This window comes from Inhella inkyongensis, assembly GCF_005952805.1.
In the GTDB taxonomy this organism is placed as follows: Bacteria; Pseudomonadota; Gammaproteobacteria; order Burkholderiales; family Burkholderiaceae_C; genus Inhella; species Inhella inkyongensis.
In genome coordinates this window covers 3,572,458-3,587,422 of sequence record NZ_CP040709.1, presented here as the reverse complement: position 1 = coordinate 3,587,422, position 14,965 = coordinate 3,572,458, and the positions used below count along the sequence as shown (strand labels likewise).

At 68.9% G+C, this 14,965-nt stretch carries 15 protein-coding genes; 13 read left to right on the top strand and 2 right to left on the bottom strand.

All coding sequences use genetic code 11. The features are described 5' to 3' along the window. The first annotated feature begins 25 nt into the window (after positions 1–25). Entirely contained in the window at positions 26–685 is a 660-nt protein-coding gene (locus FF090_RS16860; protein WP_175423698.1) for a LuxR C-terminal-related transcriptional regulator, read from the top strand. Next, the gene (locus FF090_RS16855; protein ID WP_138857831.1) at positions 678–2,450 is read left to right on the top strand and encodes an ATP-binding response regulator; all 1,773 of its coding nucleotides are present in this window, start codon (positions 678–680) and stop codon (positions 2,448–2,450) included. The genes FF090_RS16860 and FF090_RS16855 overlap by 8 nt, the downstream gene beginning before the upstream one ends. Here the strand turns inward: FF090_RS16855 and FF090_RS16850 are convergent. Then, on the bottom strand, positions 2,447–3,400 hold the full coding sequence (locus FF090_RS16850) for a tetratricopeptide repeat protein (RefSeq protein WP_138857830.1): 954 nt from the start codon (positions 3,398–3,400) through the stop codon (positions 2,447–2,449). The genes FF090_RS16855 and FF090_RS16850 overlap by 4 nt on opposite strands. An 85-nt stretch (positions 3,401–3,485) precedes the next feature. On the opposite strand from FF090_RS16850, the gene purE reads away from it, so the two are divergent. Genes purE through FF090_RS16830 form a run of 4 tightly spaced genes read left to right on the top strand, consistent with a single transcriptional unit; the run spans position 3,486 to position 7,063 of the window. Further along, positions 3,486–3,980, top strand: coding sequence for a 5-(carboxyamino)imidazole ribonucleotide mutase (purE, locus tag FF090_RS16845; RefSeq protein ID WP_138857829.1), 495 nt, complete (start codon positions 3,486–3,488; stop codon positions 3,978–3,980). Beyond that, positions 3,977–5,146 carry a 5-(carboxyamino)imidazole ribonucleotide synthase gene (locus FF090_RS16840; protein WP_138857828.1) on the top strand — a complete coding sequence of 390 codons (1,170 nt, stop codon included), beginning with the start codon at positions 3,977–3,979 and terminating at the stop codon, positions 5,144–5,146. The genes purE and FF090_RS16840 overlap by 4 nt, the downstream gene beginning before the upstream one ends. Continuing rightward, positions 5,143–6,099: an L-threonylcarbamoyladenylate synthase gene (locus FF090_RS16835; protein WP_221304900.1), complete on the top strand. Its 957-nt coding sequence runs from the start codon at positions 5,143–5,145 to the stop codon at positions 6,097–6,099. Before FF090_RS16840 ends, FF090_RS16835 begins: the two co-directional genes overlap by 4 nt. Positions 6,100–6,127: 28 nt before the next feature. Beyond that, positions 6,128–7,063, top strand: a complete 936-nt coding sequence (locus FF090_RS16830) for an SGNH/GDSL hydrolase family protein (protein WP_138857826.1) — start codon at positions 6,128–6,130, stop codon at positions 7,061–7,063. Here FF090_RS16830 and FF090_RS16825 read toward each other — a convergent pair. Further along, positions 7,047–8,582 carry a D-alanyl-D-alanine carboxypeptidase/D-alanyl-D-alanine-endopeptidase gene (locus FF090_RS16825; RefSeq protein ID WP_246071456.1) on the bottom strand — a complete coding sequence of 512 codons (1,536 nt, stop codon included), beginning with the start codon at positions 8,580–8,582 and terminating at the stop codon, positions 7,047–7,049. The genes FF090_RS16830 and FF090_RS16825 overlap by 17 nt on opposite strands. A 34-nt stretch (positions 8,583–8,616) precedes the next feature. On the opposite strand from FF090_RS16825, the gene tsaB reads away from it, so the two are divergent. The 7 genes from tsaB to FF090_RS16790 all read left to right on the top strand — a co-directional run bounded on the left by tsaB (position 8,617) and on the right by FF090_RS16790 (position 14,733). After that, positions 8,617–9,357: a tRNA (adenosine(37)-N6)-threonylcarbamoyltransferase complex dimerization subunit type 1 TsaB gene (tsaB, locus tag FF090_RS16820; RefSeq protein ID WP_138857825.1), complete on the top strand. Its 741-nt coding sequence runs from the start codon at positions 8,617–8,619 to the stop codon at positions 9,355–9,357. Next, positions 9,354–9,851, top strand: a complete 498-nt coding sequence (gene rimI, locus FF090_RS16815) for a ribosomal protein S18-alanine N-acetyltransferase (protein ID WP_246071455.1) — start codon at positions 9,354–9,356, stop codon at positions 9,849–9,851. The genes tsaB and rimI overlap by 4 nt, the downstream gene beginning before the upstream one ends. Continuing rightward, positions 9,848–10,696: a uracil-DNA glycosylase gene (locus FF090_RS16810; protein WP_138857824.1), complete on the top strand. Its 849-nt coding sequence runs from the start codon at positions 9,848–9,850 to the stop codon at positions 10,694–10,696. Before rimI ends, FF090_RS16810 begins: the two co-directional genes overlap by 4 nt. Beyond that, positions 10,693–12,780, top strand: a complete 2,088-nt coding sequence (locus tag FF090_RS16805; RefSeq protein WP_138857823.1) for a putative bifunctional diguanylate cyclase/phosphodiesterase — start codon at positions 10,693–10,695, stop codon at positions 12,778–12,780. Before FF090_RS16810 ends, FF090_RS16805 begins: the two co-directional genes overlap by 4 nt. 16 nt (positions 12,781–12,796) lie before the next feature. After that, positions 12,797–13,906, top strand: coding sequence for a class I SAM-dependent methyltransferase (locus FF090_RS16800; protein WP_138857822.1), 1,110 nt, complete (start codon positions 12,797–12,799; stop codon positions 13,904–13,906). A 137-nt stretch (positions 13,907–14,043) separates the two neighbouring features. After that, complete coding sequence (locus FF090_RS16795) at positions 14,044–14,520, top strand: type 1 periplasmic-binding domain-containing protein (RefSeq protein ID WP_138857821.1); 477 nt, start codon at positions 14,044–14,046, stop codon at positions 14,518–14,520. A 9-nt stretch (positions 14,521–14,529) separates the two neighbouring features. Further along, positions 14,530–14,733 (top strand): type 1 periplasmic-binding domain-containing protein, encoded by a 204-nt coding sequence (locus tag FF090_RS16790; RefSeq protein ID WP_138857820.1) that lies wholly within the window; start codon positions 14,530–14,532, stop codon positions 14,731–14,733. Positions 14,734–14,965 lie beyond the last annotated feature (232 nt).

Here is a 14,965-nt window from a genome sequence, read left to right as displayed (position 1 = left end):
CATGGCCCCGAAACAGGGGGTCGCTATGCTTGATGGCCCTTCCCCGGTCGATATGGACGAACTCGACGGCTTTTCGATTCTGCTGGTGGATGACCATGCGCTGTTCCGCGACGGTATCGCCCTGGCGCTGGCGCAATGTGCGCCGGGTCTACGCCTGATTCCCGTTGCCACCTTGGACGAGGCCCAGGGTTGGCTGCAGCGCGCGGGCGCCGACGTGGACCTGGTGCTGATCGACTATCGCCTGCCCGGTATCGATGGTCTGAAAGGGGCAGTGGGTTTGCGCGCCGCTTTTCCGCAAACGGCCTGTGCGTTGATGTCCGGGGCGGATGACCCGGCGTTGCCGGAGCGCACACGCCGGGCGGGTTTGGCCGGCTATTTCCACAAGTCCATCGATCTGCAGCGCCTGTTGGCCGGCCTACGACAGTTGGCTGCGGGTGAGACCTGCTTCCCTTCGGATTCGATGGCGCCGGACCTGGCCGAGTCCGCCCCCTTGCGCGAGTTGACTGAACGCCAGCGCGAGGTCCTGCGCCGGGTGGCGGCCGGCGCCACGAACAAGGAAATTGCGCTCAGCATGGGCATTGCTCCGCACACGGTGAAGAACCACTTGGCGCAGGCCTTTGAACGGCTGGGCGCCGCCAATCGAACCCAGGCCGCCGCCATGGTGCGGGACGATCAGCATGGCTGAGGCAGGCGGGCCAGCGAAGACGGACGCTGCGCTCGAAGAGTCCATACGCCGCGAGATCGTCGCAGCGCTGTTTCGCAACCTGCCGCACTCTCTGGTGGTGGGGGTGGTGTTCACCGGGATCTTTGCGTGGATGTTCTATGGCCGGGTTGATACCCGGGAGCTGGCCGCCTGGGGGATCGGCATGGGGGTGGCCACAGTCCACGGGGCGCTGTGTTGGCGGGCCTTCCGGCGCGCCGATTCCCAGCCCGATTGGGATTCGCGTCTGCACTTGAGGGCTTATGGGCGGCAAACCTGGCTGGTGGGGTTCTTTCTTGGCCTGAGCGGGTGGTTGTTCTATGCCCCCGAGTTTGGCGAGCTGCGTTGGGTGGCGGTGCTGATGCTGCTGTCCTTCGCCGCCGGTCTGGTGGCCTTGCTGGCGCTGCACCTGCCGCTCTATTACGCGTGGCTGGCCTTGATGTCGGTGCCGCTGGCCCTGCGTTTTGCGGTGTCGGGCGCACCTGGGGGGTGGGCGGGTGGCGCCCTGTTCGCTTTCTTCATTGTGGGCATCGTGCCCTATGCGCAGCGGCAGGGCCGCATCGTGCAGGAGACCACACGCATCCGCCACACCAAGGCCGAGTTGGTCACGCAGTTGCAACGGACCACGCAGCAACTTGCCGAGGCCCATGAGGCGAAGTCGCGCTTTTTCGCGGCCGCCAGCCACGATCTGCGCCAGCCCGTTCAGGCCATCCGTTACTACGCCGAGCTCCTGCAGCCCCAGGGGGCCGATATCCATACGGTGGATCGCATCCGCCAGTGCGTGGCCTCGCTGGATGGGTTGCTGGAAGGGGTGCTGACCCTGTCCCGTTTGGACGCGGGCAAAGTGCACAAGCGGGTGTTCGCCGTGGATTTGGTGGCGCTGGCCGAGCGCCTGCGCCAGCTCTACGAGGGTGAGGCCGCATCACGTGGCCTGCGCCTGCGGGTGCGCGCACCGACCCGGGCCTGGGCCATGAGCGACTCGGTGCACCTGGAGCGCGTGCTGGGCAATCTGCTGGCCAATGCCTTGCGCTACACGCCCACTGGGGGCGTGCTGTTGGCCGTGCGTCGGCGCGGCGCGCACTGGGGTCTGCAGGTCTGCGACACCGGCATCGGCATTGCGCCGGAGTTTCAGGCCGATGTGTTTGACGAATTTGTGCAGCTCGGCCCGCCGCAGCATGACGTCAATCAGGGGGTGGGCTTGGGCCTGGCCACGGTGCGCCGCCTGTGCGCGCTGCTTGAACATCCCTTGACCCTGCGCTCGCGCGTTGGACACGGCACCGTGTTCACGCTGCAGGTGCCGGCTTGCGAGCCGCCCTTGGAGTCCGACCCCGATGAAAGAGCCGAGCGTGCGCCCTCCGCCCTCTTGCGCGGGCGGGTGCTGGTGGTGGAGGACAACCTCGATGTCCGGGAATCGCTGGCGCGCATGTTGGAGCGCTGGGGCTTGCACTGCGAGACCTGTGCCGACGCGAGCGAGGCTCTGCTGCGCTGGCGCGCGGCGCCGCCTGATGGGCGGTTCGAGGTGGTGCTCAGCGACTGGCGCCTGCCTGGCGTGCTGAATGGCGTCCAACTCATCGAGGCCCTGCGCCAGGAGCCTGGCGCCCCGGCCTGTTGCTTTGTCTTGGTGACGGGGGAAACCGAGGACAGCATCGACTCCGTGCCCGTCGATGTGCAGCTGCTGCGCAAGCCGGTGCGCCCCATCCGCTTGCGTGCCCTGCTCAGTACCGTGCTGCGGCCTGAGCGGAGCCTTTAGAACAGCGCCATCGACAGCTTGCGGCGGTATTGGTCCACCAGCGGGTCGCTGGGAGCGGCCACGGCGTGGCCGGTGAGTTGCAGCTTGCTCTCCGTGCCCTTGGCCGAGGGCTTGGGCTGCGGCTTGGTCAGCACCTCCAGCACGGCCACGAAGGTCTTGCGCGCCAAGCTGTCGTTCCAGCCCTTGTCGCGCATCACGATCTCCAGCAATTCGTCCATGGCCTCGGTGAAGCGTGCGGCGGCGAAGTGGGTCTGGGCGAGCCGATAGCGGGCCTCGAAGTCGCGTTTGTTGGCGGCGATGGCGGCTTGCAGCTGCTCGGGGGTCGGGGCGCTTTGGGCGGCCGTACAGGCCTGCAGCCACACCGCCAGCGCGGCAAAGCGCGGGTGGGGAATCAAGGTATCGGCGGCCTGGGCGGCCACCGGGGCAAAGACCTCCTGCGCTTCGGCCACGCGGCCGGCCTCGATCAGGGCCTTGATCCAGTCAAAGCGGGCCGCCTCGTTCTTGGGGTCGGCCTGCACGGCGGCGGCCAGATGGGCCAGGGCGTCGTCGGTAGCCCCTTCTTCCAGCAGCGCTTCGGCTTCTGCGACTTCGGCGGCCGCCGCCAACTCGTTCTCGTCCGGCACGTGCTTGGCCAGGAACTCGCGGATCTTGGCCTCGGGCAGAGCGCCCACAAAGCCGTCCACCGGCTGGCCGCCGATGAACATCACGCAAAACGGGATGGAGCGCACGCCAAAGGCCTGCGAGAGCTGGCCGGCGATTTCGGGTTGCTCATCGCTATTGAGCTTGGCCAGCGTGAAGCGGCCGGCGTACTCGGTCTCCAGCTTTTCCAGCACCGGCCCCAAGCTTTTGCAGGGGCCGCACCAGGGGGCCCAGATGTCCAGCAGCACCGGGGTGTTCATGCTGGCGGCCAGCAGGTCGGCCTCGAAGTTCTGCAGGGTGATGTCGATCATGGGCGTGCGCGTCGGCGGGTTGGCCGGGGTAGATGAGGGGGGCTGCCTACAATTCAAGGCTGTATTGACGTCCACGAGGAGCGCCATGAGCGCCAGCCCGCTGGTCGGCGTCGTGATGGGTTCCAGCAGCGACTGGGAAACCCTGAAGGCGGCCGCCGACATTCTGACCGAGTTCGGAGTGCCCTTTGAGGCCCAGGTAGTGTCCGCCCACCGGATGCCGGACGACATGTTCCGTTACGCCGAAGGCGCTGTTGGCCGGGGTCTGCGCGCCATCATTGCCGGTGCCGGCGGAGCCGCGCACCTGCCAGGCATGCTGGCCGCGAAGACGCCCGTGCCGGTGCTGGGCGTGCCGGTGGCCAGTCGCCATCTGCAGGGCGTGGACAGCCTGCACTCCATCGTGCAGATGCCCAAGGGCATTCCGGTGGCCACCTTCGCCATTGGCTCGGCCGGCGCGGCCAACGCGGCGCTTTTTGCGGTGGCGATGCTGGCGGGTGAGAACCCGGCGTTGCTGGAAAAGCTGCAGGCTTATCGCGTGCGCCAGACCGAAGTCGCGCGGGCGATGACCCAGGACCTGAAATGAGTGCCCCACTACACCCCGGCGAATGGCTGGGCATGCTGGGTGGCGGGCAACTCGGCCGCATGGCCGTGCATGCCGCCCAGTCTCTGGGCTACCGCGTGATGGTGTTGGAGCCTGATGCCCACAGCCCGGCTGGTGCGGCGGCTGACGAGCATCTGCAAGCGCCCTATGACGATGCCGATGCGCTGACGCAGTTGGCGGCGCGCTGTGCGGCCATCAGCACCGAGTTCGAAAACGTGCCGGCCCAGGTGCTGGAGCGCCTGGGGGCTGATCGCCCGGTCGCCCCGGCGGCACCGGCCGTGGCCGTCTGCCAGGACCGCGCCGCCGAGAAGGCGCATTTCGCCAAGGCCGGTGTGCCCTGTGCGCCGCATGCACTGCTGCAGAGCGCGGCCGACTGCGCGGCAGTGGATGTGGGCTTGTTGCCCGGCATCCTGAAGACCGCGCGCATGGGTTACGACGGCAAGGGCCAGCGCCGCGTGAAGAACGCTGCCGAGCTGGCTGCTGCCTTTGCCGAGTTGGGCGGTGTGCCCTGCGTGCTGGAACAGATGCTGCCGCTGGCGGCCGAGCTCAGCGTCATCGTGGCGCGCGGCCGCGACGGCCAGATGGTGACCCTGCCGGTGCAGCGCAACTGGCATGTGGGCGGCATCCTGGCCACCACCGCCGTACCGGCCAGCGGTATCGCCCCCGAGCTGCAGGCCGAAGCCTTGCGCCGTGCCCAGGCCCTGGCCGAGGCCTTTGCCTATGTCGGCGTGCTCTGCGTCGAGTTCTTTGTGCTGGACGACGGCCGATTGCTGGCCAATGAGATGGCGCCGCGCCCGCACAACAGCGGCCACTACAGCATCGATGCCTGTTCGCATTCGCAGTTCGAGCTGCAGGTGCGCGCCATGGCCGGCCTGCCCTTGCCGGCGCCGCGCCTGCACAGCCCCTGCTTCATGTTGAATCTGCTGGGTGATCTGTGGTTTGATGCCGCCGGGCAGCAGCGCGAGCCCGACTGGGCCGCCGTGCTGCAGCTCTCGGGCGCGCATCTGCACCTGTATGGCAAGGCGGAGCCGCGCCGTGCCCGCAAGATGGGGCACCTGACCATTGCCTGTGCCACCGAGGCGCAAGCGCGCGAACAGGCCCTGGCGGCCACCCGCATCCTGGGTCTGCCGACCGAAGGATTGGTTTGAAACTCGACATTCAACAGGCCGCGCAGCGCCTGGCCGATGGCGAGTTGGTGGCCCTGCCCACCGAGACCGTCTATGGCCTGGCGGCGCGCGCCGATGACGACGTGGCCGTGGCCAAGATTTTTGCCGCCAAAGGCCGCCCGGCCGACCATCCCTTGATCGTGCACGTGGCCGATGCCGCCGCAGCCCAGCCCTTTGCGGGTCAGTGGCCGCTGCTGGCCGAGCGCCTGACCACGGCCTTTTGGCCGGGGCCGCTGACCGTGATCGTGCCGCGCCGCGCGGGTGTGGCCGCCGGGGCGGCCGGCGGGCAGGACAGCATCGGGCTGCGCTGCCCGGCGCATCCGCTGTTCCATGAATTGCTGGAGGCTGCGGCGCGGCTTGGCGTGCCGGGTCTGGCCGCGCCCAGTGCCAACCGCTTTGGCCGGGTCAGCCCCACCACGGCGGCGCACGTGCTGCAGGAATTTGAGGGTCGCATCCCGGTGTTGGATGGCGGCGCCTGCAGCGTGGGTATCGAGTCCACCATCGTCGACTGCACGCGCGCCCGCCCGGTGTTGTTGCGTCCCGGCATGCTGGATGCCACCCAAATAGAAGCCCTGTTGGGCGAGCCCTTGTTGGCGCCGGACGCCCAGGCCCCGCGCGCCTCGGGCACGCTGGAGGCGCATTACGCACCGCGCGCGCGGGTGCGCCTGTTCGCGGCCGAGCAGCTGGCGCAGGCCTTGGCCCAGGGCGGCCTGCCGCAGGGCCTGGCGGTATATTCCCGCACCCTCTGGACCGGCGGCCCCTGGGCGGCGCTTTCCGCGCAGCCCGAGGCCGCGGCCCAATCGCTGTTTGCCACCCTGCGGGCGCTGGACGATGCCGGCGCCGCAGAAATTTGGGTTGAGGCCCCGCCGGCCGATGACCCCCGCTGGGCCGGCGTGCTGGATCGCCTGCGCCGTGCCGCAGCAGCCCAGGCCTGACCCAACCCCGTTTTCTGGAGTGATGACGATGAAGTTTCAATTGCGCAGTGGCTTGGCGGCCATGTCTCTGGCCGCGCTGAGCGCCTGCGGCGGGGGCAGCACCCAGATCGAACCCTTCAAGCCGACGCGGCTGCTGGCCTTTGGCGATGAGCAGGCCTTTCTGGCTGAGGGCGGCAAGCGCTATGGCGTCAACGCCCTGAAGACCGGCACCACCACCGGCGAGGTGGATTGCGCCGGCAACCCCATCCTGGCCCAGGCCATGGCCACCCAGTTCAGCTTGGTGCTGGCGCGCTGCAACCCCGATAACAAGCCGGTCACTGGGTATTTGCTGGGTGCGGTGGGCGCCAAGGTGGCCGATGTGAAGGCGCAGATCGACCAACACTTCGCAGCCTCGGGCACCGTAGGCCCCAAGGATCTGATCACGCTGCAGGTCGGTACCCATGACCTGGTGGAGATTTATCAGCAGTTCCCGCTCAAGGCAGAGGCCGAGCTGATCGAACTGGCCAAGACCCGCGGCAAGGCCCTGGCCGATCAGGTCAACCGCCTGGCCAATGCCAATGGCCGCATCATCATCCTGACCACCGTGGACATCGGCCTGACGCCCTATGGCCAGGCACAGAAGGCCGCGCACACCGACACCGACCGCGCCGCGTTGATGGGCCGCTTGACCGCGGCTTTCAACTCGGCGATGCGCCTGGGCCTGATTGAGGACGGCCGCCTGATCGGTCTGGCGCTGGCCGACGAAAGCATCGCCACCATCGCCAAGTTCCCGAGCGGTTTTGGCTTCACCGATGTGGTGAAGGCGGCCTGCACCACGGCCTTGCCCAACTGCACGACGGCCACCCTGGATGCCGCCGTGGGCACCAACACCTGGCTGTGGGCGGATAGCCTGCGCCTGGGCCCGGCCGGCGCCACCTCGGTCAACAACCTGGCGGTGGGCCGCGCGGTCAACAATCCGTTCTGACCTTGCGCTTCGCGTGGTTTTGACAGGGGCCCTTGGGCCCCTGTTTGCTTTGGGGTGCCGCCAGGGTGGCCCACTCGCGCAGGGCCAGATCCAGCACCGGGCGAGCGCTGCCGGCGCGCTCGTGCTGCACCAAGGCCACGACCACTAGGCGCTGTCCATCTGGGCGCAACAGATAACCGGCGATGGCGGCCACATCGCGCAGCGAGCCCGTCTTCAGATGGGCGCGGGCGCGGGCGGCGCCAAAGCGCTCGGGGTCGCGGCGCATCGTGCCGTCCTCGCCGGCCAGCGGCAAGGAGGCCAGGAGCTCCGGCATCACCGGGCTCGCCCAGGCGGCGCGCAACAACTCACCCAGTTGCTGCGCACTCATCAGTGAGCCGCGCGCCAAGCCGGAGCCGTTCTCCAGGCGCCAGTCCGTGCCGCCCAGCGTCGTGGGCAGGCGCTGGGCCAGCCACTGTCGCAGGCCGCTGCGCGCGGCCTCGGCGTCCACGGGGCGCGCGCCATCCTGCAGCGCCAAGCTCAGCCACAGCTGCTCGGCCATCAGGTTGTTGCTGTGCTTGTTGATGTCGCGCACCAATTCGGCCAAGGGTGGCGAGAGCAGTTCAAAGCTGGGCGCGCGCTCAGTGGGTGCGCTGCCGCTGCGCGCCTTGCCGCTCAGACGGCCGCCGGCCTCGCGCCACAGCGACTCGATCAGGCGCGCGTTGTAGCTCGCTGGATCGGGGTCGGCCAGGGGCCAGCTGTGTTCGCCACAGGCCGCCGGCCAGTCGCCGGCCAGATGCAGTGGGGCGATCTGGCCCGGTTGCTCTCGCCAATTGGCGCGCAGGCGGCCGCGGCCGTCCGCACAGGGGCCGGCGCGCAGGGGGACTTGAGGCGTAGCCAGTGGCAGCCCGGTGTCCAGGCGCAGCCAGGCGCGGCTCTTGGCGGGCTCCGGGCGAATCAACAACTGGTGCGATTTGTAGTTGAACAACAGCGCATCGGGTCGCACATTGCCGGCGCGCCAGGGTTCGCCGTCGAAGTCGCCCGGCCCGGCCGGGTCGGGGGCAAAGGCGCTGGCGTCGAGCACGATGTCGCCTTGAATCTCGCGCACGCCCGCCTGCTGCACGCGGCGCAGCAGCAGCCACAGGCGCTCCAGCACCAGGCTGGGGTCGCCGCTGCCCTGGATCACCAGATTGCCGCGCAGCACGCCGCTGTCGCTGTCCAGTTCGCCGTCCAGCCAGACCGGGGTCTTCCAGCGCCAGGCCGGCCCCAGGCGCTCCAGCGCGGCCCAGGTGGTGGCCAGCTTGGTCAGCGAGGCCGGGTTGTGCGGCGCCTCAGCGCGCCATTGCTGCCAGGGCGCTGCGCCGGTTTCGACCGGGGCCGCCCACAGCGCCAGCGCGGTCTCGGGCAGTTGGGCCTGACTCAGTGCCTGGCGCAGGGCGGGGGATAGCGACTGTGCGCAGGCTGGCAACCCGGCCTGCAGCCAGAGGCCCAGCAGCAGGGGGAGGGCGAAGAAGCGAGAGAAATGGGGGGGCATGCGTGACATGCCTGCATGGTAGGGAACCTACACTCCCGCCCCTATGTCTTTGCCCGATTCCGCCCCCCAGAACAAGCCCGGCGCCCTGCTGGCCTTGGATGGGGCCACCGACCGCCTGAGCCTGGCCTTGCTGCAGGCCGATGGACGGCAGATCCTGCGCGATCTGCCCGGCGGTGCGCAGGCCTCGGCCACTCTGGTGCCCGCCCTGATGGCCCTGCTGGCTGAAGGCGGCTTGGCGGGCGGGCAGCTCGACGGCCTGGCTTTTGGTCAGGGGCCGGGGGCCTTTACCGGTCTGCGCGCTGTGTGTGCGGTGGTGCAGGGCCTGGGCCTGGGCTGGGATTTGCCTGTCTTGGCGCTGGACAGCTTGGCTCTGGTGGCCGAGGCGGCGCGTCAGCAGGATGCCGCCTGGACCGAGGGTTGGGTGGTGATGGATGCGCGCATGCAAGAGCTCTATGCCGCGCCCTATCGCTGGCACTCGGACCGCGGATGGCAGGCCTTGGCGGCGCCCGCGCTCTGGACTCCGGATGCGCTGAAGGCCCATTGGGCGACTCTGGGGCTGGAGCCGGCCTGTGTGGGCAGCGGGCTGCCGCTGCTGGGCCTTGGGGCGGCGCCGGAGAGCTCGCGTGAGCCCTCCCGCGCCCTGGGTCTGGCCGGGTTGGCGCGCCAGGCTTGGGCTCGGGCCAGTTTGGAGGGTCATTGGTTGGATGCGGGGCAGGCTTTGCCCGTCTATGTCCGCGACAAGGTGGCCTTGACCACCGCCGAACGCGAGGCCGCCGCATCATGAACGCGCGGGCCCAGGTCATGGACGAGCGCCAATGGCGCTGGGCCGACATGACGGTGCTGGACCTCGACGAGGTGCTCGGCATCGAGCAGCAGGTCTATACCCATCCCTGGACGCGTGGCAATTTCATCGACGCGCTGGCGGCGCAGAACCTGGCCTGGGTGCTGCGCCATCAGCTCAGCGGCGAGTTGCTGGCCTATTGCGTGGCCCTGCAGGTGTTGGACGAGTGCCATCTGCTGAACATTGCGGTGGCGCAGGGCGCTTGGGGGCGTGGGCTGGGGCAACGCACCTTGGAGCGCCTGATCGACCATCAGCGCGCAGCCGGTGCTGCCCAGATCTGGTTGGAGGTGCGCGAGACCAATGCGCGGGCCCAGGCGCTGTATGCCCGGCTGGGTTTTGTCGAGGTCGGGCAGCGGCGTGGTTATTACCCGGCGCTGCAGGGTCAGCGCGAGGATGCGCGTGTGCTGCGCCTGGATCTGCAAGGGGCGGGCGCATGACGCCGCGCTGGAGTGGCGAGCAGCGCGCCATGCTGGGTGCGCTGGGGCTGAACTGGTGGCCGGGTCTGCGCGCCGAGCCGCGCGCGACGCCGCCGGCCCCTGTACTGGCGCCGGCCGTGGCGCCGAAGGGGGTGGGTTCGCTGCCCCCCGCGCCCACCCCTGCATCCATTCGGCCAGTCCCCGTGGCCGAAGCCCTGCGGCCTGCGCTGCCGGTGGCCCCGGCTGCGCCCGCTGTTCCGGTGGCGGGTGCGGTGGCCGTGGACCTGCGCGCCGTGGATGCTCCCGCCCTGGCGCAGCGTGTGCGCGATTGCCGCGCCTGCGGCCTGTGCGAGCAGCGCCGCCAGGCGCTGCCTGGCGAGGGGCAGCTCCAGGCTCATTGGATGGTGGTGGGCGAGGTGCCGGGCGAGGCCGAGGACGAGCAGGGCCAGCCCTTTGTCGGCCCCAGCGGCGAGATGCTGGATGCGATGTTGGCGGCGTTGGATCTGCGCCGCAGCGCCGACACGCCGGCGCGCCAGGTCTTTGTCACCCATGCGGTCAAGTGCCGCCCGCCGCGCAATCGCAACCCGCAGCCCGAGGAGATCGCCGCCTGCCGTCCCTATCTGTTGCGGCAGATCGAGCTGGTGCGGCCGCGTCTGCTGCTGGCCCTGGGGCGCACGGCGGTGCAGTCCTTGCTGGGCAGTGACGAGCCCCTGGGCCGTTTGCGCGGCCGCGTGCATGCTGGCCCTCACGGGGTGCCGGTGGTGGTCAGCTACCACCCGGCCTATCTGCTGCGCAACCCGTTGGATAAAGCGCGCGCCTGGGAAGACCTGTGCCTGGCCGCTGACACGGTGGAGGCCGCGCCATGATGCATCCGGCGCGCAAGTTGGACTTCGAGGCGACGGCCAAGGCGGCTATTGAAGAGGCCACGCGCCTGCGCTTGGTGGCCGACAACGTGCCGGTGCTGATTGCGCTGTATGAAGCCATCACCGACCGCTGCCTGTACGCCAACCGGCTGTATGCGCAGACCTTCGGTTTCACGCCCGAGAGCATCGTCGGCCGCCATCTCGCCGAGATCATCGGCGCGGAGGCCACCGCCGCCATCCAGCCCGCCACGGCCAAGGTGCTGGAGCGCCGCGAGGCCGTCAACTACGAGCGTCAACTCCCTGGGACGGACGGCCAGACCCAATGGATTGATGTCAACCTGCTGCCGCATCTGGACGCCCATGGCCATGTAGTCGGCGCTTTTGTGCTGATCAACGACATCACCAAACACCGCCGTGCCGAGGCCCTGCTGCGCGAGAGCGAGCAGCGTCTGGACAAGTTCATGCACGCCTCGGTCGAGGGCATCGTGTTTCACCGCGCCGGCAGCATCAGCGATGTCAATCCGCCGCTCTGCCGTCTGCTGGGTTACAGCCGTGAGGAGTTGCTGGGTCGCTATGTGATGGACTTCGTGGCAACCGACGAGTTCGATCGGGTCGAGAACGTGATGCGCCAGGGTCAAGAACTGACCTACGAGAGCGTCATCATCCATCGCAGCGGCGAGCACATTCCGGTCGAGCTGATTGCGCGCACTCTGGAGTTCGGCGGCGAGAAGCTGCGCATGAACATCGTGCGTGACATTCGCGATCGCTTGGCCGCCCAGGCCCGCATCCACCACCTGGCCCATCACGACGCCCTCACTGGCCTGATGAACCGGGCCGCCTTCATGGATCGCCTGCAGCACGCGATGGCGCGCACTCGGCGCAGTGATGACAAGCTGGCGCTGCTGTTTGTCGACTTGAACAATTTCAAGCGCGTCAACGACTCGCTGGGCCATCTGGAGGGCGACCGCGTGCTGGTGACGGTGGCCGAGCGGGTGCGCGATTGCCTGCGGGCCGGCGACCAAGTGGCACGCTTCGGCGGCGACGAATTCGTGATCCTGCTGGAAGGCATCCATGAACGCGCCGATGTGCTGACCGTGCTGCAGGGCTTGTTGAAGGTGGTTGAAGTGCCGGTGCAGGCCAAGGGGCGCTCCATCTCGGTCACGCCCTCGATCGGCATCGCCCTCTTCCCTGACCATGGCGACAGCGCCGAGGCCCTGATCCAGCATGCCGACACCGCCATGTATGGCGCCAAGACGCTGGGCGAGAAGCAGTACCAGTTCTTCGAGCCCGTCATGGCGCAGGCGGCGCTCAACGACCTGGTGTTGGAGACCCAGCTGCGCGAGGGCCTGGAGCGGGGCGAGTTCGAGCTCTACTTCCAGCCCCAGGTGGACCCGGTGCAGGGCCGGCTGATGAGTGCCGAAGCGCTGCTGCGCTGGCGCCATCCGACGCGCGGCCTGCTGACGCCCGAGCACTTCATTGCCGTGGCCGAGCGCCATCCGCTGATGGTGCCGTTGTCGCAATGGGTGCTGCGTCAGGCCGCACTGCAGGCACAGGCCTGGCATCACAGCGGCGTGGCCGCGGTGCCTATTGCGGTCAATCTGAGCCGCATGCAGTTCCGGCTCGATGGCTTTGCCGACGCGGTGCGGGAGGTGCTGGCGCAGATCAATGTGCCCGGGCCCTGGCTGCAGCTGGAGCTGACCGAACGCATGCTGATGGACGATGTGCCGGCCGCCTGCGAGACCCTGCGTGCGCTGCGTGCGCTGGGTCTGACCATCGCGGTGGACGACTTTGGCACCGGCCACACCGCGCTGGCCCATCTGACCCAGCTGCCGCTGGACAAGCTGAAGATCGACCAAAGTTTCGTGGCCGGACTGCCGCACGAGAACGGTGCCGTGGCCATCACCCGGGCCATCGTGCAAATGGCCCAGGGCCTGGGCTTGCGCGTGGGCGCAGAGGGCGTGCGCCGGCGCGAGCAGTGGAACCTGCTGCAAGACTGGGGCTGCCACGAGCTGCAGGGCGAGATGGTGGCGCCGCCGCTGTCCGTGGCCGACTTCGAGGCCTGGGCACGGCAGCGCCAGAACCCATGAGCCCGAGGGTGCCCCAATGACCGCGGTGCTGGAAGCCCATCTGCGCCGGCGCATCCAGGCCGCCGGCGGCTGGTTGCCCTTTGACGACTTCATGGCCGAGGCCCTTTATGCCCCGGAGCTGGGCTACTACAGCAGCCACCGGCAGACCTTTGGTCTTGGTCCCCAGAGTGGCAGCGACTTTGTCACCGCCCCCGAACTCAGCCCGCTGTTCGGTCACGCCCTGGCACGCCAACTGGCGCAAGCGCTGCGCCTGACCCATACCCAGGAGATCTGGGAGTTTGGCGCCGGCAGTGGCGCGCTGGCCGAGCAGGTGCTGGACCGCCTGACCGAGCTCGGTCAGCTGCCCGAGCGCTATGTGATCGTGGACCTGAGTGGCACCCTCAAGGCCCGTCAGCAGCAGCGGCTGGCGCGCTTTGGCGAGCGGGTGCAGTGGTGCAGTGCCTTGCCCGAGCGCCTTGAGGCGGTGGTCATCGGCAACGAGGTGCTGGACGCCATGCCGGTCAAACTCCTGCACTTCGATGGCCAGCGCTGGTGGGAGCGCGGCGTGGCCCTGGCCCCGCCCGGTCAACCCGAGGACGCATCCGCCTTCGTCTGGTTGGACCACGCGACCGCACTGCGCCCGCCCTATGACGGCAATGCCTGGGTGGCCGGCACGGTGACGGAAATCCATCCGCATGCCAAGGCCTGGATCCGCACCCTGGCCGCCTGCCTGGCCCGGGGCGCAGTCTTCCTGATCGACTACGGCTTCACCGATGCCGAGTACTACCACCCGCAGCGCATCGGCGGCACCCTGATGTGCCACCACCGCCACAAGGCCGACGCCGACCCCCTGCGCCAGGTCGGTGAGAAGGACATCACCGCGCACGTGAACTTCACCGGCATCGCGCTGGCCGGCCAGGACGCCGGCCTCTCGGTGCTGGGCTTCACCACGCAGGCGCACTTCCTGTTGAACTGCGGCATCGCAGAACTGCTGCAGCAGGCCGATCTGCGCGAGCGCGCGATGGCCCAGAAGCTGCTGACTGAGCACGAGATGGGCGAGCTCTTCAAGGTCATCGGCTTCGCGGCCGAGGGGCAGGAGTTCGACGCCATCGGCTTCGAACAGGGCGACCGCTCGCACCGCTTGTGACTCCCCCCCGAAGCGCTTCGCGCCTCCCCCTCAAGGGGGCACCGCCAGTGGCCTGGCAGAGCCAGTTCCAAGGCGGTCGCTTGATCGATTGGCGTACTTCGTGGCGGTGGCTGGCTCGGCGTTTCCCCCTGTATCTGATGGCGACGAGTCTCTTGCTCTGCGCACTGCGGGCTGAGGCCCAACGTGTGGCCTTCATCAATCCGGGCCGTAGCGATGAAGTCTTCTGGCGCACCGCCGGCCAGGCCATGCAGGCTGCGGCAGACAGTTTAGGCATGCGCTTCGAGCAGCAGTTTGCCGAGCGCGACCCGGCGCGGGCGTTGGCCCTGGCGTGGCAGATTGCTGTGCGCCCGCCGGCCGAGCGACCCGACTTTGTGGTGCTCGTCAACGAGAAGGGCGTGCTGGTGCCGGCGGCGCGGCGCCTGCAGGCAGCCGGGATCAAGAGTTTTGCCGCCTTCAGTGGACTGTTGCCGCAGGAGCGCGCCCAGCACGCTCCGCGCAAGGGGCTGCGGCTGTTGCTCGGCAGCCTGGAGCCGCAGGCCGAGCATGCCGGCTTCATGACCGCACACGCCATGCTGGCCAGCGCCCGCGCGCAGGGCTTGCGGGGGCGCGATTGACGCATCCATGTGCTGGCCATCGCCGGGGATCGATCGACGCCGGTATCCATCGCCCGCAATGAGGGCATGCGCCGGGCTGTGAGCGAGGCCGAGGATGCGGTGCTCGAGCAGGTCTTGTTTGCCGATTGGCGGCGCGAACTGGCTCGTGAGCGCATGGCCCATCGGCTGCAGAGCGGGCCGGCGCCTCAACTGGTGTGGGCGGGCAGTGACTAGGGCCTGTTCACACTAAGCGAGGCCACGCGAAAAGGTCTGGCCGGCTGGCAACCTAGGCGCGCGGCGCGGCCCAGGCTGGCCGCCTGGGCGAGCCGAGCAACGACGGATGGCGGCCGGCCAGACCCTTTCCCTCCGGGTTGCCACCAGAAAAGGGCGCCCACTTTGTTGCGAAGCTCGCTGGGGCAATGAGCCCCAGCATCCCTTCGCGCCGCGTTGGCGCCCTTTCTGGGTG